This window comes from Gloeocapsopsis crepidinum LEGE 06123, assembly GCF_015207655.1.
In the GTDB taxonomy this organism is placed as follows: Bacteria; Cyanobacteriota; Cyanobacteriia; order Cyanobacteriales; family Chroococcidiopsidaceae; genus Gloeocapsopsis; species Gloeocapsopsis crepidinum.
Map to the genome: position 1 here is coordinate 20,134 of NZ_JADEWN010000022.1, position 20,032 is coordinate 40,165.

Sequence of the window (20,032 nt, forward strand, 5' to 3'; positions counted from 1 at the left end):
TTCATTTCTAACTGAAAACTCCGAAAAATTCAGTAATATCTCGGTTGAAGTACAGAGAAAAAAGATAGTATGAACCAGAGCATTGTGTAATTTTGATATTGAAGGCTACAAGTTGAGTTTTTGATACCTATCGGTTTAAAGCTTGTCAAACTTGAAGGTCTCCAATGTTGTCAAAGCGCTTTTCTCAATTGAGGTTACTTTGTATTTTCAAGGAAAACCGCCAGCAGAAAAGCCCCTGAATCAAACCTCATTTGGAGTATGGCTTGAGAAAAAAAGTATGAAATAGCATAGCCTATCATGCGATCGCATTCCTACTTGATTAAAATATGTTTTCCCAGTTAACTAAATATGTGTGAATAGACAGGGAGAGTGCAACAGTGAGCAAATTTATCAAGACAATCAAAGAGTTTGTTGGTTTGAACGATCCATATGCAGATGACGACGATGTTGAATATGTTGTCGAAGAAGATGGCTACCGCCATACTTATCAGTCTGAACCTTCACAACCCATAGAAGAAGATTTACGTCAACGGCGGCGCGTACGCGAAAGAATTACCTTAGAACCTAATTCCGAAGTAGGAGCAGCTTCGATGAATAACGTGATCGGAATGCCTGGCGCTGGGAATCGGATGTATGAAGTTGTTGTGATGGAACCGCGCTCGTTTGAAGAAATGCCGCAGGCAATTCAAGCTTTGCGTGAGCGTAAATCTGTTGTGCTCAACCTGACAATGATGGACCCCGATCTTGCTCAACGTGCTGTTGATTTTGTTGCTGGTGGAACTTACGCAATTGATGGTCATCAAGAACGTGTTGGCGATAGTATTTTTCTGTTCACTCCTATTTGCGTACAAGTAACAACTCAGTCAGGAGTCGTGCAAGAAGTTCCTCAAACTCAGGTACGGACAGAACGCACAACAGTTCATAGTCAAGCCTGGTCAGCAGATTCTACGCGAATTGCACAGTCTAGTTAGGGCATATGCTTCAAAAGTTTTGAGTTCTAAGTTTTGAGTTTTGAATTTTGTCTTTAACTCAAATTTTGTAATTCATAAGTCTTAAGCTCTAATTCAGGGGCTTCAGACATAATAGGGAGTTATTAACTCTTAATTACAATTCAAAACTCAAAATTCATCATCCAGAACTCCGCGTAGCGGTAAACTGTTCTAGATACAAGGATTGTTCAATTGTCTGTTAAGTTTGGGATTATTGGCGGCGGGGTAATGGGAGAAGCGCTATTATCCCGCTTGGTTTCTCAGAAAATATATCAACCAACAGAGATTATCGTTGGCGAGAAATCACCGGAACGACGCAATTATCTAGCACACCAATACGGAGTTTCAGTTACAGATAACAACCAAATTGTCACTCAAGTCTCTGTACTGCTCTTAGCAATCAAACCGCAAGTATTTACAACAGTAGCGGCTGAGTTGGCATCTCCACTAGCAAAATCTACACCACTTGTTATTTCTATCTTAGCAGGAGTGTCTCTATCACAATTAGAAAAGGTTTTTCCTCAAGTTCCAGTCATTAGAGCTATGCCCAATACTCCAGCAACAGTTGGTGTTGGCATGACGGCCATTTCTTTGGGTGCGCAAGCAGGCGATCGCGACAAGCAAATTGCGCAGCAGCTATTTACTGCGGTGGGAGAAGTCGTAGAAGTTCCCGAAACATTAATGGATGCGGTGACAGGATTGTCAGGATCGGGACCTGCCTATGTTGCATTATTAGTAGAAGCACTATCTGATGGTGGAGTAGCAGCAGGTTTACCGAGAGCGATCGCTACTCAACTCGCTCTCCAAACTGTGCGCGGTACAGTCCAATTGTTGCAAGAAACTCAAATGCATCCTGCCGAACTGAAAGATCGGGTAACAAGTCCAGGTGGAACAACGATCGCTGGAGTCGCTGAGTTAGAACGCGCCGGATTTCGCGCTGGATTAATTGCCGCAGTCAAAGCCGCAGCAGTGCGATCGCAGGAGTTAGGAACCAGAGATTAGACAAAAAATTATGAAATCATTTTAAAGTCTATAATTTAAAGTAATCAAGCCGCTTGTCTTCAATTCGTTAACCTCAATTGAGTGAATTTGCAACTGTTTTCTGAACTAAATTTAAAAGAGATATTTCCGTTTGAACTCGATGAGTTTCAGTTGGCGGCAATTCGAGCATTAAATGCTGGTCGCTCAGTTGTGGTGTGTGCGCCGACAGGTTCAGGAAAAACATTAATTGGAGAATACGCGATTTATCGGGCATTAAGCCGAGGTAAACGAGTTTTTTATACGACTCCTCTCAAGGCACTTTCTAATCAAAAACTGCGTGACTTTCGCGATCGCCTTGGTGCTGACATGGTAGGGCTACTCACAGGAGATGCCTCAATCAACCGCGACGCACCGATTTTAGTGATGACGACCGAAATTTTCCGTAATATGCTTTACGGAACACCTATAGGTGAAGTCGGAACCTCTTTAGTCGATGTTGAAGCCGTTGTGCTTGACGAATGTCATTACATGAACGATCGCCAGCGGGGTACTGTTTGGGAAGAATCAATTATTTATTGCCCCTTGGAAGTCCAATTAGTCGCACTGTCAGCAACAATTGCCAATAGCCAACAGCTAACAGATTGGATTAATCAAGTTCACGGTCCTACTGAACTCATTTACTCAGAATTTCGCCCAGTTCCTTTAGAATTTTACTTTTGCAATCCTAAAGGATTATTTCCACTACTTGATAACAACAAATCTAAAATCAACCCACGTTTGAAGCCTAAGCCAGGAAGTAGCAATGCTCATGCAAAAGGTGGGCGCCGAAATGGAGCGCGTCTTGAAGCCCCTAGTTTAGAATTTACCATTTCGCGACTAGCAGCGAAGGATATGCTACCAGCAATTTATTTTATCTTCAGCCGTCGGGGATGTGACCAAGCTGTCGCAAATATTGGAAATTTATCGCTTGTCAACTCAGCAGAAGCCGCACAACTACAGCAACAAATTGATGAGTTTTTAGCACGGAATCCCGAAGCTGGACGCGCTGGACAAATTGAACCTCTTTATCGTGGGATTGCAGCACATCATGCTGGGATATTACCAACTTGGAAAGGGCTAGTCGAAGAATTGTTTCAACAGGGACTGATTAAAGTTGTTTTTGCAACCGAAACGCTAGCAGCAGGAATTAATATGCCTGCACGAACAACTGTTATTTCTACGCTTTCCAAACGCACAGATCGCGGACACCGACTGCTTAATCCTTCCGAATTTCTGCAAATGGCAGGACGTGCTGGACGTCGCGGGATGGATAAAATTGGGCATGTCGTTACATTACAAACGCCGTTTGAAGGTGCGAAAGAAGCTGCCTATCTTGCTACAGCGCAACCAGATCCACTTGTGAGCCAGTTTACGCCAAGCTACGGTATGGTGTTGAACTTATTGCAAACTCATACTTTAGAAGAAGCAAAAGAACTTGTAGAACGCAGCTTTGGGCAGTATTTAGCAACGCTCTATTTGCAACCTCACTACGAATCTTTAGCACATCTGCAAGGGCAAGTCGCTCAAATTGAAGCACAGTTGCAGTCCATAGATATGGAACAGCTTGCCAAGTACGAGAAATTACGCCAACGTATTAAAGTAGAACGTCAACTTTTAAAAACACTCTACGAGCAAGCCCAGGAAGCCCGCATAGAACAATTAGGTTTAACTTTAAGCTTTGCAGTGTCAGGAACATTATTGAGTCTTCGCGGAAAACACGTACCAACTGCAACACCAATTCCGGCTGTATTAGTTGCTAAAACCCCAGGTTCGGGTCAAGCACCATATTTAATTTGTTTGGGACAGGATAACCGCTGGTATGTTGTGATGACTGGCGATGTCGTGGATTTATATGCAGAGTTACCGCGATTGGAAATCGCTAGCGATCTGCTACCACCAGTCGAAATGCCGTTAAAGCCAGGTCAATCTCGTCGGGGGAATCAAGAAACTGCGGCGATCGCGCGGCAAATTCCTGATACAACAGAACTCAATATTGCCCCCGAAGTTTTGGCACAGCAAGCAAAAGTTGCTGCTTTAGAAGCTCAACTACAAGCCCATCCTCTGCACAAATCTGATAGCCCAGCCACCATTCTTAAGCGTCGAAACAAGAGTTTGCAGTTGCAAGCAGAAATTGCTGAACGGCAAGAAGAGTTAGGTCAATTATCTCAGCACCACTGGGAAGAATTTTTACATTTGATTGAAATTTTGCAGCGGTTTGGTTGTTTGAATGAGTTAGTACCAACACATTTAGGGCAAGTCGCAGCAGCAATTCGCGGTGATAATGAATTATGGTTAGGACTTGCTTTAGTCAGTGGTGAATTCGATCAACTCGATCCGCATCATCTTGCAGCAGCAGCAGCAGCACTTGTTACCGAAAATACTCGCCCAGATAGTTGGGTACGCTATATTTTATCTTCTGAAGTTGAAGAAGCACTTGCCGGATTGCGTTCTACTCGCCGTCAGTTGTTTCAATTGCAACGCCGTTACAATGTAGCATTTCCAATTTGGTTGGAATATGATTTGGTAGCATTAGTTGAGCAGTGGGCATTGGGAGTAGAGTGGTTAGAACTTTGTGCGAATACAAGTTTGGATGAGGGCGATGTCGTGCGGTTGTTGCGTCGAACCTTAGATTTACTTTCGCAGATACCTCACATTCCTTATTTATCAGAAGCGTTACAGCGCAATGCATATCGGGCAATGCAACTATTAGATCGCTTCCCAGTTAATGAAATTGTGGAGTAGTAATTACACAACAAAAAAGCAATTAGCATTAATTGCTAATTGCTAATTGCTAACAGCTAATAGCTTTAGTTCAAGATAAGAAATTCGCTCTTACACGACCGCCATTACGACCTACTGCGGGAAGTTCCAACAGTGTACCATCTGTAGCTTGACCTGTTCCGTCATTAGTCACAGATGTGGTGTCTCCTGGATGTCCGTTAGGAACAAACAGTTGTGGGTGATCGAAGGGCGCTTTATCAGAACGCACGCGTTCATCAGTTAGGGCTTTGAGAAATTCCACTAAGTCATTTTTATCTTGTTCGCTTAAGTTCAGATTTTCGATATCTGGATCTAAGTTATTGATATTCTGCTCGTGGAAATCACCACCGCGATTATAAAAGTCGATCACTTGACGTAGGGTTAATTGCCCGCCGTTATGGAAGTAAGGCGCGGTGAGTTCGATGTTGCGTAGTCCTGGAGTTTTGAAAGCACCATCTACTGCTACGCGATCGCTTGCATCAACTGTGATATTAGGATTTTCGCCCAATAGTGAGTTAAATTTCCCTTGCTGTGCCAACCGTGTTTCTGACAGTGGATTGCCGAAGGGGTCTTTTCCTCCTACTCCTAAGTCTTCTTGCGTTGGTCGTACGCCAATATTGTAAAAACCATTGTCATAAACCGCAGGTTGTCCATTACCCATTTCCATGAGTTCGAGTCGTTCTTTGCGCACGTTTCTCACAGATGCATTGGTAAATTCTGCACCGCCATGACAGTTAATACATTTAGCTCTACCTTCAAATAGCTCTTTACCACGTACTTGGGCAGTTGTTAATGCACCTGTGTTGCCTTCAAGGTATCGGTCAATTGGTGCATTATTAGAGACGAGCGTAGACTCGTACATTTGAATTGCCAGTCCCATGAACAGCGAGAAGTTATAGTCTAGGAGTGTATATTGCTGATTTGGTAATTGACTAGGATCGACAATTCCATCTGCATCTGCGATTTGGTTAGCTTTTCTACGCACAAAACTACGGTTTCCAGTATTGGGATCAACATTGATGAGATAAGCCGATCTCCACCATTCAGGCTTAAACGCTGCTTTAATCATTGCTGTGTAGTTTGTCTTCAATCCTGGCAATCTTCCTCGACTTAAACCACCCAGCACGCTATCATCAGTCGCAACAAGCTGCTTGCCGAGTGGTCGCAACCTACGTAGCTTCTTACCTGTCTCTCTAGGAAGTAGCCGACGCTTGACTTTACCAAGTTTGTTACCAATATCAGGGAAGATCCGACTCGTTGCAGATTCTTCAACCGAACTTAGCGGTGGTCCCACTGCTTGTGAAGCTAATGAGGCATTGTTTAGACTGATTTTGACTTCTTGCGGTAGTGCTGCTGGTCTAGATGCCTTGATGACTCGCGCATTGGGATCTCGCGAACCGAATGGGTTGACACCATTGAATTCATCTTGTGCTCTACCATCCCAAAAGTTACGGAAGTTGAATACTGCGTTAACTGTGCTAGGTGTGTTGCGTTCAGTGACCTGTCGAACGTTGGTACCATTGACATGAAATACGGTGTCGGGTTGTACTGTAACGTTATCCTCTGCACTACCAGGAGATGTACTCTTGAACTTAGTGAGCGGTACACCTTGCGAACCAGCAACATCATTACTGTCTGTCAGCACCGCAGAAGAACGATTGTTAGGATCGGCAAGCTTGTGAAAGGGGAAGTCTCCAGGTTTGAGTGTGTAGTTAGGTCTATCCCCTACACTAAAAGTTTGATCGGGATTGGGACTACCATCAGCATTAACACGTAGTAATCCTGGACTTATTTGATTTTTTGCTCTGGTATCAGTTCCAGCATGAAAGTGGCAACTTGCACACGATTGAATCCCATCACTGCCAATTTGCATATCCCAGAACAACGCTTTGCCTAAGCGGATAGCTGCGGCGCGATCGCTGACGAATTCTCCTAAGTTTGCTGGTTCAGGAATTGGTACAGTTTTGAGTGATGTTAACGGCTGCGAAGGTCCGTCAGGAACCAATTGTGCAGATACTGTGTGTCCTGCGAGTACTGCGATCGCAACCATTAATGCTACTGCAACATAACTAAATACTTTTCTTACTGAAAACTGATTTTTAAATGTTTTTGAGCCTGCTAATCGTATCAGCAACTGAGAACTATGGCGTCCTTCTCTATTGCCTTTGTGAGAAAAAATACTTAATTTTCGATTCACACTCTCTGCCCTAAATTATTTACAAAACCTTGTTTGTTGCAATTCTTTTGATTTCCTTTATATTCAAAGAACATAAATCACAAAAATAATTCTAGTCATTTTCACTGAGAAATATCTCTTCTACATAAAACCCATACATAACTCATACAAAACTTATACAACTTGCATTAAATACAGTTATTTTGAAGATTTAGTAAAGCAAAATTCAATTATGTAGATTGCATTAAGTTAATACAATGAAGCAAGAATGTTTATAGTATGTTTTATTGGAGTTATCAACATTTCCTTGGGATTGCTCATTCTTCATTGCCATTAGCTAGCACATTATTAAATTCAAGAATCATTTAGAAGCACTATATCTAAGAAGAGCAGTGCTTCTGACTATGAAAGAGCAAAAATAAAATCCCACTCCTATTACGGATGGGATTAGCAACACATTTTAATTTGTAATTTGCAGATGTAGCTTCTAATCTTAAAATTTGCACAATTTAGGATCGACGCACTCGAAACCTCACAGCTCAATTTCTCACGTAGGCTTATCTTGGAACTATATGTCGTCGAGGGGAAACGCCTGGGTTAATAACTGCGGCAACTTCTTCTGGAGACAACTTGCTGATTGCTTGATCTAAGTCTTGCAGACTGAAATTATAGCCTCGTTGTGCTGCAATCTTGATAAAGGCTTCGGGATCTGATGTTGCTTTGAGTTTCTCTTGTAAAGCGTGATCTTGTTGTACAGCTTTAAAAAATCGGGCAGCGGTTTCTTGTGCCATGAGAATAAATCTCCTTTATGTGATTTCGTCCAACCGCACGCTAATGTCATGTTGGCGCTGCTGCAGCTACTTCTAAGTATAGATCTCTTTACGTGCAAAATTACAGAAATCTTGACAGAAATTAAATAAACTGTAATCTAGGTAACTTGCAAATAATTTATTTAATGGTAAGGAGAATCGATAGTAAGCGCGATCGCAATCGCAACATCTCTGCGCCCTGAATCATGCAATATCAACAGCAAACTTGATGTAGGTGTTTAATACCGACAGAACTGATTCAAATAAGCAGAACGAAAAAATTCGGCGATCGCCACGCAAACCCAATTTATTGTTTGTTCACAATGCTGTTACAGCTTACGATTTGAGTATCATCGCGTTGTGTTTACATCATCTTGTCCCCTTAGAATCTTATATTGGAGTTACTGCTGATTCTTAAATTGTTGTGAAAGCGATTACTCTTCTTGGCTCTACCGGCTCTATCGGTACGCAAACCCTCGATATTGTGGCTCAGTACCCCGATCAATTTCAGATTGTGGGTTTAGCAGCTGGGCGCAATGTAGAAATGCTTGCTGCTCAAATTCGACAGTTTCAACCAAGTATCGCCGCGATTTGCGTTGAAGATAAATTATCTGAACTCAAAGATGCGATCGCAGATCTCGATCCACAACCTATTTTACTGGCTGGTGAAGCTGGAGTGGTGGAAGTTGCGCGTTATGGCAATGCCGAAACGGTTGTTACGGGTATTGTTGGTTGTGCTGGTTTACTACCAACAATTGCAGCGATTGAAGCGGGTAAAAATATCGCTTTAGCTAATAAAGAAACGTTGATTGCTGGTGCGCCTGTTGTTCTTCCTTTGATTGAAAAATACAATGTGAAGTTACTACCAGCAGATTCAGAACATTCTGCCATTTTTCAATGCCTCCAAGGTGTGCCAAATGGAGGTTTACGCCGCATTTTACTGACAGCTTCTGGCGGTGCTTTTCGCGATTTACCTGTAGAAAAGTTAGTAGACGTCCAAGTTGCAGACGCCTTGAAACATCCCAATTGGTCAATGGGTAAAAAAATTACGATAGATTCAGCTACGTTGATGAATAAAGGACTAGAAGTCATCGAGGCGCATTATCTTTTTGCTCTTGACTACGATCGCATCGAGATTGTCATCCATCCTCAAAGTATCATTCACTCACTGATTGAACTGCAAGATACTTCTGTGTTAGCACAGTTGGGTTGGGCTGATATGCGCTTACCATTGTTGTATGCTTTATCGTATCCTGAACGCATTTATACAAACTGGAAACAGTTGGATCTAGTGAAAGCTGGCGATTTAACCTTTAGAGCACCCGATCACAAAAAGTATCCTTGTATGCAACTTGCCTATGCAGCGGGTAAAGCAGGTGGTTCAATGCCTGCGGTTCTCAATGCAGCAAATGAACAAGCTGTGGCGTTGTTTTTAGAAGAGAAGATTCGCTTTTTAGATATTCCTCGGTGTATTGAACGGGTATGCGATCGCCATGTATCTGATCATCGAACAAATCCATCCCTAGAAGATATTGTGAATGCTGATTACTGGGCAAGACAAGAAGTTATTAACGCTTGTGAGGAGTTAGATAACAGTAAGATATATAGTCAACTCAAATAGTTAAGTTTTAAAGTGTTGTGGAAACAATTCGGCGTCTAGCTACGTAATACTTACATACCAAGTTACCAGATTGGTAAGTTATTACTGGGATTAGTTGAACAAGTTAAAAGTGTAAATTGACACAAAAACTCAGCGTCTAGTCCAATAATCATGTAAAGCTATGAACCGTATTTTAACTACTGTTACTATCTTAGGCATTGTTCATATTCTTGGGAGTACGCCTGCTATTGTCAATGCTCAAACACCACAAGCTACTCCTGCAAGTCCTGCAAGTAACCTTCAAGAACAATACGATGAAGGTGTAACTAAATACAATCAAGGCGATTTTAAAGGCGCGATCGCCAGTTTCACAGAAGTGATTCGTCTCGATCCTAACAACGCAGCTGCTTATGAAAACCGTGGTAATGCCCGCGATGACTTGGGAGATCGTCAAGGTGCGATCGCCGATTACAATCAAGCAATCAAACTTGCTCCAGACAATGCTACTACATACTACAATCGTGGTCTTGCTTACGACAGACTAGGAAACAACAAAGCCGCGATCGCAGACTACGATCGCGCAATTGAACTGAATCCCAAGTTTGCTTCAGCCTACAACAGTCGCGGTATTCTGCGTTTTGCAATGGGAGACGAACTCGGTGCCATGACTGATTTTAACCAGGCAATTGAGCTTGAGCCTGAGCGACCTGGAATCTACTACAATCGAGGTAATGTGCGGCGGCGTCGCGGTGACAATCAAGGTGCGATCGTAGACTATAATAGAGTATTGCAGTTGAATCCTCAAGATGCCGATGCCCATTTCAATCGGGGCATTGCCTATTACAATATGGCAGATCACCAAATGGCGATCGTAGATTTCAATCAAGCTTTACAACTTAACTCTAACTATGCTGAAGCCTATTACAATCGGGCGCTTTCTTACAGTGCTATAGGCAATAATCAGCAAGCACTACAAGATTTTCAGCAAGCCGCTAAGCTATACCAAGAACAACAAAAGCCAGAATACTATCAAGATGCTCAAGAACGTATTAGAGAACTACAAGAATAAGCAGAGAAACTAAGAAGAAGCACTGCAGTTTGTTGTAACTATGTTTTTAAATTTGGATAAGACAGTAATAGCTATCTCCCACCACGTGGTAAAGAAATTCCTTTAATTTTCTTGAATAGAGAAACGGCATAAGAATCTGTCATTCCAGAAATATAATCTGTTACTTGTAAAATCTTTCGATAAAGATCTTCGTCAGCATTCTTAAAATTAGGCAAGAGTTTTTTAGTTAAATAGCTTTTCGATAAACTATTATTAGTAACAGCATTAACAAACTCTTCTAATAAACCACCAAGCACTTCATATCCTGCAACTTTTACTTCAACAACTTCGCAGGCTTCATACACATTTTTGCGCGTGAGATCTATGATTTCCTTTAATTTAGAACCTGAGTCTATCTGTGAAGTGAATGGACTATCAAAAATCCCAGATAATATTTGCTCTTCATTATCAAGAAAAACTTGTTTGACTTCTGTAATTAATTTATGAATTGCTTTAGCTCGTAAATACTTAATATGTTCTTTTTTATCGTCTAAATGATCTATTTTTTCTCCTATTAAAATTTCACTGAGCCACATCTTGGCTTCTGCATAGTCAATATAACCCATCGAAAAGCCATCTTCTAAATCCACAATATGGTAACAGATATCATCTGCTGCTTCGACCAGAAACACTAATGGATGTCTACACCACCAAGCTAAATCCTCTTGGCGGCGGATTAAACCTACTTCTTCAGCAATTTGAGTAAAAATGTCTTTTTCCTCTTGAAAAAAACCATGTTTTTTAGTACTTTTATTATCAGAATTACTATTGTATTTATTAAAAGAGTTACTATTAATTCCAGCTTCTCGCGGATATTTTGTAAATGTTGCTAAAGTTGCACAAGTAAATTGTAAGCCTTGGCGGTGCTGTGGTTTGTCTAATTTTGTCAGAATTCTAAAGCCTTGAGCATTGCCTTCAAAATGTTTAAAGTCTGCTTGTTGCCCAGGAGTTAATAATGATAGCACTGCCGCAGCATTAGGAGATTTAAACCACTCCTGAATTGCATCTTCACCTGCATGCCCAAAAGGAGGATTGCCAATATCGTGAGCTAAACAAGCCGCAGCGATAATATCACCAAAATCCCTAGCAGTATAATTTTGCAATTCATGCGAGTGTCGTTTAACTATTTCTTGACCAACAAGTGTACCAAGGGTTCTACCTACACACGAAGCTTCTAAACTATGACTTAATCGACTACGAATATAGTCATTATCTACCAGAGAAAAAACTTGTGTTTTGTCTTTTAATCTTCTAAAATAAGAAGAGAAGATAATTTTATCAAAGTCTTTTTCAAAAGGTGTTCGTCCAGGATCGCTAGTATTCAAACCTGCTGACAATCGACTATGGGATAATAGTTTCTGCCAGTGCATGGATGAGTTCATAAGGATTACCCAAGCGATTGTGTCATGATGATAAATTAGTGGAATTCATCTGTAGCTATATCGCTAGCTTTTATACATAATCTAATTATCTAAACATAAAACAGAATCAGTCAAATAAAATTGAGAGCTTAACATCTAAGATCTAAAATTTTTGAGGCAAAGCTTGTGCCAATAGATTTAATTGTTTTCATTGCAGCTTTGATTGTGGCTTGGTTAGTATTCACTGCATTAATTAGAGTAGTTAAGACAACGCTTAGTACAGCTCTTACAGTTGCAGCAATTGTTTTAATCTTACAACTAGGTTTAGGCGTTCAGCCACAACAACTGTGGCAGCAAATTGTGCAACTTCCCCAAATGATTAGAGATGTGTTAATGGAAAACTAACCCCACTCTGCTACTGCTTTGGCTTCGGCTTGAATTAAACTTTCTCTTAGCTTGTGCCAATTTATGCTAGAAGCAGGTTCGTCTTGAATTAATCTACCTTGTTGAAAATACAGAACTCGCGTACAAAATAACTCTGCAATCTCTAGTTGATGATTTACCATCAAAATTGTTGTTTGTGTAGCTAAATCAGTTAGTACTTCTACTAAGTGTGAGGTTCTGCCAGCATCTAAAGCAGATGTTGGTTCATCTAATAGTAATATTTTCGGTTGAATGACCAAAGCCCGCGCGATCGCGACTAATTGTCGTTGCCCTACAGAAAGTTGCAACTCATTGCGGTCTAGCCACTCTACAGGAATGTGTAGTGTTTCTATCCAGTAAGAGACACGTTGTTGAATTTGTTGTTTTGGTAATTTGCGTAAAACGAGTGGATAGGCGATCGCATTTTGTACCGTCATTCCCAACAACTTAGACTCTTGCGGTACAAGCACAATTTCTTGACGTAGCTGAAGTACGGGAATTTGGCGATAATCTTGATTTTCAAAAAGAATCACACCACTAGAAGGTTCGCTTAAACGGTTCAACAGTCGCAACAAAGACGTTTTTCCAGCGCCAGATGGACCGACAATGGCAATGCGATCGCCCCTTGCAACATCAAAAGAAATGTCTTGCAGTAAATCTTGTGAACCAATTGAAGCGGATAAACTTACTTGTCGTAACTGTAGCTGTGTTGGCACTCGCTATTTATACCTTAAAAGTAGACACTGTTATTTGATTGTGATGCTGGATGAGACTAAGCAAATCGCCCTAAATTTTGTAGTTCTGTGTCAATTAAGACTCACTATAATAGCATTAAAACATATCAAGACATACGTATGACTGTGTTCAAACGAAATTGATGTTTCAAGAACTAGCGGATTTAAAAGCCAGCATCCTTGAACAACGCTACGCAGATGCTTTAGCACTCGTAGATGAATTAGACGGTATGAATAGAAAAGCCATTCTACGGGCGATAGAATCGTTTTTAATCAGGATGCTCATTCATTTAATTAAAAATCAAATTGAGCAGCGTTTAACTAACTCTTGGGCTGCATCTATTCGAGGATCAATCATAGAAATTAAAAAGCTAAACCTCCAAGATAACAACACTTCCTACTATGTTAGGAAAGATGAATGGGAACCAAAGCTAGAAGAAGCACTAGAGATTGCGATTAGTGACGCGAGTGTAGAGGTACACAATGGGGCTTACAGCCCGTTTCAACTGGTAAAAATGGTTGATCGCAGCCCAATTTTATTAACGGCTCAAAACTTACTAAATTTGACTTATACTTACTCGATTAAAGAGTTACCTGCAATTCTTAATGAAGAACTAACTCAATTAATCGGGGGACAAGATTGGAAGCAAGGTAAATCATAAGAGACTATGATTTTAAAGTGCCTTGGGCGATCGCAGTGGTAATTGTCCAAGCATCTACCAACAACAGTAGTATTGTAAACCCAAGTAAAATTAAATACATCCAAGGCTGTGCTAAAGGTTTCACATCAGTTGTATCAATTCCTGTTTTTGCTTGCACGTGGTCAACCAACCTAGCAAAACCTGCTACCCGCATTGGTAACAAGTAACCTTTGCCTTCTTTACTTAAAAAATAGTATACTAAACCACCTTGACCTGTAGTACGTGGTTTTAGATCTTTGACTTCTGACCAAGGTAGCACCCAACCTTTACGAAAAAACTTAGGAACCCAACTTGGATAGGTAACTTGAATTTGTTGTTCGCTGACGATAACTTTTTCACACAACACTGCATACAGTGCGATCGCCCCGATACCGATTCCTATCCACAGCAATACTGGTGGAACAGGCGCAGCGGTGACTTGTGATAAAAAAGGTAAGGGTACTGTCAAAGCAATGTACAAACTCGATAGCGTAATCCGAATGATTGGCGAGATCCGAAAGGTAGCATCTATTTCAGTAGGCGCATTCACAGACACAATTAAATTACCGCAAGAATTTGTTTTTACTAAACATATTATCTAACAAGATACTAGATACCACAGTTTGTTACACTCGCTGTCTTCTCGCTGTTAGTCGAAATGGCGATCGCCATCGCTTTTGGTAACAATGTCTACAACAATCTTACTGAATACCCAATAGGTTAATAAAAAGTCACTTTACAGCCGATGCTCTAGCTTTTTTTCTCAGAGCACAGGTTCAGTCATTAAGGTTTATATTTAGGGCATTCCATGTCATCATCTGCTTCTAGTCAAAGTGCAATCGCAGGTCATTCTGATTCAGCGAGTAGTAGTCATGATGAACTCAGTTATCAGCAACTTATTTTACTCGCAGCCATTATTGGTATTGCTGGGGGATTAGTGGCAACAGTCTATTACTATATGTTAGAAGCAAGTATAGATGTTGTCTGGCAAGGTATTCCTGAGTTTATTAAATTAAACTTTGCTAGTGATTTAGGCAAAAATTATGTTTGGATTGCGACTACTATTGGTGGCTTACTTGTTGGTTTGACTTTGTACTTGATGGGGCTTCCTGGTGAAGTAGCATTTGTTGTTGATAAAGTACACGATCCAGGACACATTACAATTCGTCAAACGCCAGCGATGGTTATTGCCTCTTTATTTTCCATCGCATTTGGTGGTAGTGCAGGTCCTGAAGCACCGTTGGTTCAAGTTAATGGTAGCTTTGGCGGTTGGCTAGGGCAAAAACTTAAACTAACAGCTAGAAGTATTCGTGTCATGACTTTTTGTGGAATGAGTGCAGCATTAGGCGCTTTTTTTGGTGCGCCTTTGGGTGGAGCATTATTTGCGTTAGAAATTCCCCATCGTCGCGGTTTAGAATACTATGAAGCACTGATTCCGGCAGTACTTTCGGCAATTTTGAGCTTTTGTGTCTTTCGCCTCAATACTGGATTAACAATTGGTGGAATATATCACTTCACGGCGATTCCCCAACTTTCGTTAATAAATTTGGCTGAAGGTGCATTACTTGGCGCAATTGGTGCATTTATTGCTTTGATCTTTGTTTTGCTATTTCGTGTTATAGGCCATTTGAGTGAGTCTATTGCGCATCGCAGAATTCTCCTTGCTACGTTGGGTGGTTTGTCAATTGGAATAATTGCTTATTTTTTACCGCAAACACTGTTTTTTGGTGAAAAAGAAATAGAAACAATTGTTGAAACAGGGGCAACTTTTGGAGTAGCAATGTTACTTGCGATCGCCGCTGCGAAAATGTTAGCAATCAGTTGTACTCTTCATTCTGGTTTTCGTGGCGGGTTTATTTTTCCTTTGTTTTATATTGGTGCAGCAATTGGATTGGCGATCGCTTTAGCATTTCCTCAAATTCACCCAACGATTGGTATGGTTTGTCTCATGGCTGCAGTAAATGTCGCAGTGACTAAAACGCCAATTAGTACAAGCGTGATTCTTAGTGTGTTATCTGATACTGCGATGTTACCCGTAATTGTGATTGCAAGTTTTGTGAGTTTCCTGTTAACGACACAGTTAGCATTGATTCAAACGCAGCGATCGCGTTATTGGGATATCACTGCTGTAGAGTAATTTAGTACAGTGTTGTTTTAGGACTCTTAATCAAGTATCCTCTGTGCATATGCTTTTATATCTGTTATTCAAAGATGTCTTGGTTAAGAAAGTTATCACGGCGCGTCGCAGTAGGATTGAGCGACAGCAACTTCTTGCAAGTAATTAGTGGCATAGAAACACTAGTGTCTAAGTTGCTATCCATATTAATGGTAGTTGTTATTCTTGTTGCTGTTTACGATCTCTTTGTTATTTTGATTCAAGATATTCTTAATGCACCTATTGGTTTTTTTACAAGAACTTTATTCGAGGTTTTTGGTTTATTCCTAAATATATTAATTGCCTTAGAACTTTTAGAAAATATTACAGCATATCTCCGCAAGCACGTTATTCAAGTTGAGTTAGTCATTGTAACTTCATTAATCGCCGTAGCAAGGAAGTTTATCATTCTTGACTTACAAAAAACAGGAGGTATCGATTTAATTGGACTTGCGATCGCTATTTTAGGTTTATCAATTAGTTATTGGATCATTCGTAATGCCCAACCCCGACAACCACATTAACTATGAATGAGTTTTTTCAATTTGAGGCTGATTTTGTTGAGAGTTTGCGTTGTATTCCGATGCAAGTACGCTATAAATTAGATACTTGTGGTGTAAAATTAAAATTATCACATTGGACTCAATTTAGTGCGACCGAACGTCAAGCATTGGTTGAAAAGCCTTGCAGTCCAGAAGAAATGGTTGCATATCGAGAATTTTTACAGCAATTAGTACAACAACATACAGGTAATGCAGCAGGGGAACTACCAATAGATTCTCACCCTGCGTGGCTAAATAGCACAGCAATTCCCCAAGACTTACTTGCAAAAGCTAAAGAAGTCGGTACGACAATTACATTGCAACAATGGCAATTATTAACTCCATTACAACGCTTTGCTTTAATTAAACTCAGTCGTCCTAGTCACGAAAACAAAAACTTTGTTCCCGCGCTTCAAGAATTTCACTTAGTCTAAACACAACAATGATTTCCCTGTTTGCTTCACTAGCCACTAGCAACTAACAACTTCTTAAAACCAGCCCTCTTGTTCTAGCGTTTCAATCAGTTGTAGCCCACGCGGATCGCCGACTCCTAATAAAGAAGCTTTAGCGTCTTCCCGCACTCCTAAATCTTCGTCTTCAGCAAAAGCTTGAATTAAAGCATCAACTGCGGTTGCATAGACAACATTAGAAGGCAATTCGCGGCACAATTGTCCGATCGCCCACGCACAATTACTGCGTACAGCAGCTATCGGATCTTGTACCAGCGCCTCAATTAATGGTGGCATTGCGCTAACTACAGCATCATAACCAACTTGTGACATTTGCGCTAAAGCACTTGCTGCCCATAGCCGAACTGCAGAAATATCAGTTCGTAAAGCATCTGCAAGAGGTGCTAAAGTACGGCGATCGCGGCAATTTCCCAAAGCCCAAACAACACCTTTACGCACATAACCGTTCCAATCGCGGTTAAGTTGTGCAATCAAGGGTTCAACTGCATCAGGGCTGGGGTTACGTCCAATACCATAGGCTGCACTGACTCGCACTAATGGACAAGGATCTTGCAGTAAGCAAATCAAATACGGGATAGCGCGGCGATCTTCAATATCTGAAAAAGCACGGGCAGCTAACATCCGTTGCTGTGTTTGCGGATGATCTAATAACGCCAGCATTGCTTCTGGATCAGGCGTTGGCGTCTCAGATTCAGCAGTAAGCGATCCTAGATGGTCTAAAGGACTATCTAGCTCAATCTCCTGGTCGAGTACACTGTTTATGTCATCTTCGTCATACATATTGATACAGTATCGTATCCTACTGCCAATCTAACAGGGTATTTGGTGTGTATAGTTGTTAAGCGCAGGTGCTTCTTTAAATATGGCAAGCGGTGATGGGTAATAAAAAAGCGAATTGGTAAATTGTTAGAAATCACCAAGCATAGTGACTCATTCTTGCGTCAATCCAAGGGATTGCGAATTGCAGTGAAAACTACTTTACTTATTTTACAAGGCTACGAGTATTCAAGGAGCAAGCTTTTTAACCATCCAAATTGACGTGGATTCGTAGCCTATCTGGTTGTAGAGATTTAAGGCTGGTTGGTTGCACTGAAATACTTGTAAACCAATTTGGCGATCGCCTCTTTTTTTTGCCCAAGCTTCGGCATACTGCATCAAAGCTGTCCCAATTCCTTTTTTGCGGTATTCGGGTACGACGTAAAGTAGGAAAATATGGGTGTAGCGATCGCCCTTGACTTGATCGATAGCATTTCCCGCCCAAAGACAAGCGACAGTTTGAGTAGTGAGTTGTTGGTGGCTAGTGGCTAGAGAATAGTTTTCGCCCGTGATATCTACCCACCACAAGGGGGTTTCTTTCGAGTAGTATTGTTCAACAGTGCGGGCGAGGTGCGAGAAATCTTGTTCGGGAAAAAGTTCCTTATAAGTGCGTTGCATGAATTTGAGTAATAAAGCCCGATCGATACCACCCGCACGAATTGTATATCCAGGTATGAGTTCAGACACTGGAAGTCGAGATTTGTTGTAGGGGATTTTGAGCGATTTTACTATCGATTATGAATAACTGTGCTTGCTTGGGGATAGCTATCGGTTCTTCAATTGGTGCAGGCGCAGCCATATCACTGGGTAAAAAAATGCGGGCGCTAACTGCAACAAGAGCAATTAAAAATCCTATGACTGCAAGTACAGGAGCAATATATTCACGTAATATTTTCATATTTAAATTTTGTCACAGCTAGTCAATACACTCTTTTTCCATCCTACAACTTAAATGATTTGGTTAGATAATCTCTACTACGAACAACTCGGCTATCCTTGAAGGACAAGGGGCTAGAGAAATTGAAGCAGTTATCGCTATTTGCTAGTCACTAGTCACTGGTTCCACTAATCACTCTTTCACTGTTTAGGTACAGCGATAGGTTTTGGGTTCCACGGCGCAAAAACTGGAAGTAACAACAACCCTGGTATGGCAGCAACGATACTAATAATAAAAAATAAAGACCATCCAGTTGCTTGTGCTAATGCCCCAGCAGGGGCAACTAAAATATCGCGACTGACAGCCATTAAACTAGAAAGTAACGCATATTGCGTTGCTGAGAATCTTTGATTACACAAACTCATTAAAAAGGCAACAAACGCAGCAGTACCTAAGCCCGCACAAAAGTTTTCAATATTAATTGTTAGCACCATGAAAGGATAATTTCTCCCTAGTTGCGCCTGCATAAAATAGGCAAAGTTACTGATAGCTTGTAAGCCACCAAAAACCCACAATGAGCGGTTTATCCCAATTTTACTTAAAATTGCACCTCCAGCCAGTGCCCCGACAATTGTTGCAATTAACCCCATTCCTCCTTGAATCGCCCCAATATCCGTTTGTGTAAATCCGATTTGGAGTAAAAAAGGCGTGGACATATTGTTAACTAAAGCATCACCAAATTTATACAGGACAATAAAACATAAGATAAAAACTCCTGTTAGTGCGCCCAAGCGTTGAAAAAATTCACCGAAAGGTAACAATACTGCTTCGGATAACGAGGCGGGAAGTTGAATGTGTCCTTGCGGTTCGGGTGCAATTAGTGTGCCAATGACACCCACAATCATCACCGATGCCATGATTAGATAAACACTCGTCCAAGAAATGCGATCTGCCAAAATGAGTGCTAAAGAACCTGTAATCAGTAACGCAACACGATAACCGAGGACAAACACTGCTGCACCCGCACCCATTTCTTTTTCGGCTAGAACATCCGCGCGGTAAGCATCACCAGCAATATCTTGCGTTGCACTGAAAAAAGCAACAAATAAGGCATTGATTGCCAGTAGTTGTAATGCTTGGGCGGGTTGTTGAAATCCCATAAATGCGATCGCTAAAATCAACCCAATTTGCAGGATAATTAACCATCCTCGCCGTCGCCCTAAAAATGGCAACGCGAAGCGATCGAGTATAGGTGCCCAGAGAAATTTGAGAGAATATGGTAAAGCCACCAAACTAAACAACCCAATCGACTTTAAATCGACTCCTTCGACAGTCATCCAAGCTTGTAGTGTCTTACTTGTAAGTAATAACGGCAAACCCGATGAAACCCCCAGTAATAGTAAAGCCACCATCTTGCGGCTTTGAAATACTTGCAGCAGCGATCGATTACTCACTCTTCTAGCCTCACTCCTCTAGCCTTCAGTAAATCTTGCCACAGCTAGGCGATCTTGA

At 41.2% G+C, this 20,032-nt stretch carries 20 protein-coding genes; 11 read left to right on the top strand and 9 right to left on the bottom strand.

Annotated features, from left to right (window positions below; translation table 11 throughout):
- The first annotated feature begins 377 nt into the window (after positions 1-377).
- The 3 genes from IQ230_RS10705 to IQ230_RS10715 all read left to right on the top strand — a co-directional run bounded on the left by IQ230_RS10705 (position 378) and on the right by IQ230_RS10715 (position 4,751).
- Positions 378-971 carry a cell division protein SepF gene (locus tag IQ230_RS10705; protein ID WP_193931988.1) on the top strand — a complete coding sequence of 198 codons (594 nt, stop codon included), beginning with the start codon at positions 378-380 and terminating at the stop codon, positions 969-971.
- 210 nt (positions 972-1,181) lie between these two features.
- Positions 1,182-1,991, top strand: a complete 810-nt coding sequence (proC, locus tag IQ230_RS10710) for a pyrroline-5-carboxylate reductase (RefSeq protein ID WP_193931989.1) — start codon at positions 1,182-1,184, stop codon at positions 1,989-1,991.
- Positions 1,992-2,072: 81 nt separating this feature from the next.
- A complete protein-coding gene (locus tag IQ230_RS10715; RefSeq protein ID WP_193931990.1) occupies positions 2,073-4,751 on the top strand; it encodes a DEAD/DEAH box helicase in 2,679 nt (892 codons plus the stop codon).
- 70 nt (positions 4,752-4,821) lie between these two features.
- Here the strand turns inward: IQ230_RS10715 and IQ230_RS10720 are convergent, their stop codons facing one another.
- The gene (locus IQ230_RS10720; protein ID WP_322742379.1) at positions 4,822-6,966 is read right to left on the bottom strand and encodes a cytochrome-c peroxidase; all 2,145 of its coding nucleotides are present in this window, start codon (positions 6,964-6,966) and stop codon (positions 4,822-4,824) included.
- A 536-nt stretch (positions 6,967-7,502) separates the two neighbouring features.
- Entirely contained in the window at positions 7,503-7,736 is a 234-nt protein-coding gene (locus IQ230_RS10725; protein WP_099701707.1) for a Nif11-like leader peptide family natural product precursor, read from the bottom strand.
- 253 nt (positions 7,737-7,989) lie between these two features.
- Here IQ230_RS10725 and IQ230_RS10730 point away from each other — a divergent pair, with 253 nt between their 5' ends.
- From IQ230_RS10730 to IQ230_RS10740, 3 genes are all read left to right on the top strand, one after another.
- Positions 7,990-8,172, top strand: coding sequence for a hypothetical protein (locus tag IQ230_RS10730; protein WP_193931991.1), 183 nt, complete (start codon positions 7,990-7,992; stop codon positions 8,170-8,172).
- Between the two features lie 6 nt (positions 8,173-8,178).
- Positions 8,179-9,375, top strand: a complete 1,197-nt coding sequence (gene dxr / locus IQ230_RS10735) for a 1-deoxy-D-xylulose-5-phosphate reductoisomerase (protein ID WP_193931992.1) — start codon at positions 8,179-8,181, stop codon at positions 9,373-9,375.
- 160 nt (positions 9,376-9,535) lie between these two features.
- Positions 9,536-10,423, top strand: coding sequence for a tetratricopeptide repeat protein (locus IQ230_RS10740; protein ID WP_193931993.1), 888 nt, complete (start codon positions 9,536-9,538; stop codon positions 10,421-10,423).
- 71 nt (positions 10,424-10,494) lie between these two features.
- Here the strand turns inward: IQ230_RS10740 and IQ230_RS10745 are convergent, their stop codons facing one another.
- Positions 10,495-11,844 (bottom strand): deoxyguanosinetriphosphate triphosphohydrolase, encoded by a 1,350-nt coding sequence (locus IQ230_RS10745; RefSeq protein WP_228054747.1) that lies wholly within the window; start codon positions 11,842-11,844, stop codon positions 10,495-10,497.
- Between the two features lie 165 nt (positions 11,845-12,009).
- Here IQ230_RS10745 and IQ230_RS10750 point away from each other — a divergent pair, with 165 nt between their 5' ends.
- On the top strand, positions 12,010-12,228 hold the full coding sequence (locus tag IQ230_RS10750) for a hypothetical protein (protein ID WP_193931994.1): 219 nt from the start codon (positions 12,010-12,012) through the stop codon (positions 12,226-12,228).
- Here IQ230_RS10750 and IQ230_RS10755 read toward each other — a convergent pair.
- Positions 12,225-12,962 (bottom strand): ABC transporter ATP-binding protein, encoded by a 738-nt coding sequence (locus IQ230_RS10755; protein WP_193931995.1) that lies wholly within the window; start codon positions 12,960-12,962, stop codon positions 12,225-12,227. The two genes, IQ230_RS10750 and IQ230_RS10755, sit on opposite strands and share 4 nt — an antisense overlap.
- A gap of 161 nt (positions 12,963-13,123) precedes the next feature.
- On the opposite strand from IQ230_RS10755, the gene IQ230_RS10760 reads away from it, so the two are divergent.
- Positions 13,124-13,642, top strand: coding sequence for a DUF29 family protein (locus IQ230_RS10760; RefSeq protein ID WP_193931996.1), 519 nt, complete (start codon positions 13,124-13,126; stop codon positions 13,640-13,642).
- Between the two features lie 4 nt (positions 13,643-13,646).
- Here the strand turns inward: IQ230_RS10760 and IQ230_RS10765 are convergent, their stop codons facing one another.
- Entirely contained in the window at positions 13,647-14,216 is a 570-nt protein-coding gene (locus tag IQ230_RS10765) for a hypothetical protein (RefSeq protein ID WP_193931997.1), read from the bottom strand.
- Positions 14,217-14,468: 252 nt separating this feature from the next.
- Between IQ230_RS10765 and IQ230_RS10770 the strand changes: the two genes are divergently transcribed.
- The 3 genes from IQ230_RS10770 to IQ230_RS10780 all read left to right on the top strand — a co-directional run bounded on the left by IQ230_RS10770 (position 14,469) and on the right by IQ230_RS10780 (position 16,791).
- Positions 14,469-15,797: a chloride channel protein gene (locus IQ230_RS10770; RefSeq protein ID WP_193931998.1), complete on the top strand. Its 1,329-nt coding sequence runs from the start codon at positions 14,469-14,471 to the stop codon at positions 15,795-15,797.
- A 74-nt stretch (positions 15,798-15,871) separates the two neighbouring features.
- Positions 15,872-16,339 (top strand): phosphate-starvation-inducible PsiE family protein, encoded by a 468-nt coding sequence (locus IQ230_RS10775; RefSeq protein WP_193931999.1) that lies wholly within the window; start codon positions 15,872-15,874, stop codon positions 16,337-16,339.
- 2 nt (positions 16,340-16,341) lie between these two features.
- The gene (locus IQ230_RS10780; protein ID WP_193932000.1) at positions 16,342-16,791 is read left to right on the top strand and encodes a nitrate reductase associated protein; all 450 of its coding nucleotides are present in this window, start codon (positions 16,342-16,344) and stop codon (positions 16,789-16,791) included.
- Positions 16,792-16,845: 54 nt separating this feature from the next.
- Here the strand turns inward: IQ230_RS10780 and IQ230_RS10785 are convergent, their stop codons facing one another.
- The 4 genes from IQ230_RS10785 to IQ230_RS10800 form a co-directional block, all read right to left on the bottom strand.
- A complete protein-coding gene (locus IQ230_RS10785; protein WP_193932001.1) occupies positions 16,846-17,607 on the bottom strand; it encodes a HEAT repeat domain-containing protein in 762 nt (253 codons plus the stop codon).
- A gap of 225 nt (positions 17,608-17,832) precedes the next feature.
- A complete protein-coding gene (locus tag IQ230_RS10790) occupies positions 17,833-18,330 on the bottom strand; it encodes a GNAT family N-acetyltransferase (protein WP_193932002.1) in 498 nt (165 codons plus the stop codon).
- Positions 18,323-18,541 (bottom strand): hypothetical protein, encoded by a 219-nt coding sequence (locus IQ230_RS10795; RefSeq protein WP_193932003.1) that lies wholly within the window; start codon positions 18,539-18,541, stop codon positions 18,323-18,325. The genes IQ230_RS10790 and IQ230_RS10795 overlap by 8 nt, the downstream gene beginning before the upstream one ends.
- Before the next feature lie 179 nt (positions 18,542-18,720).
- Positions 18,721-19,932, bottom strand: a complete 1,212-nt coding sequence (locus IQ230_RS10800) for an AmpG family muropeptide MFS transporter (RefSeq protein ID WP_193932034.1) — start codon at positions 19,930-19,932, stop codon at positions 18,721-18,723.
- Positions 19,933-20,032 lie beyond the last annotated feature (100 nt).

Coding starts and splice junctions, on each gene's coding strand:
- IQ230_RS10725 (WP_099701707.1), bottom strand. CDS start 7,736: ATGGCACAAGAAACCGCTGCCCGATTTTTTAAAGCTGTACAACAAGAT.
- IQ230_RS10740 (WP_193931993.1), top strand. CDS start 9,536: ATGAACCGTATTTTAACTACTGTTACTATCTTAGGCATTGTTCATATT.
- IQ230_RS10745 (WP_228054747.1), bottom strand. CDS start 11,844: ATGAACTCATCCATGCACTGGCAGAAACTATTATCCCATAGTCGATTG.
- IQ230_RS10760 (WP_193931996.1), top strand. CDS start 13,124: ATGTTTCAAGAACTAGCGGATTTAAAAGCCAGCATCCTTGAACAACGC.
- IQ230_RS10770 (WP_193931998.1), top strand. CDS start 14,469: ATGTCATCATCTGCTTCTAGTCAAAGTGCAATCGCAGGTCATTCTGAT.
- IQ230_RS10775 (WP_193931999.1), top strand. CDS start 15,872: ATGTCTTGGTTAAGAAAGTTATCACGGCGCGTCGCAGTAGGATTGAGC.
- IQ230_RS10780 (WP_193932000.1), top strand. CDS start 16,342: ATGAATGAGTTTTTTCAATTTGAGGCTGATTTTGTTGAGAGTTTGCGT.
- IQ230_RS10785 (WP_193932001.1), bottom strand. CDS start 17,607: ATGTATGACGAAGATGACATAAACAGTGTACTCGACCAGGAGATTGAG.
- IQ230_RS10795 (WP_193932003.1), bottom strand. CDS start 18,541: ATGAAAATATTACGTGAATATATTGCTCCTGTACTTGCAGTCATAGGA.
- IQ230_RS10800 (WP_193932034.1), bottom strand. CDS start 19,932: ATGGTGGCTTTACTATTACTGGGGGTTTCATCGGGTTTGCCGTTATTA.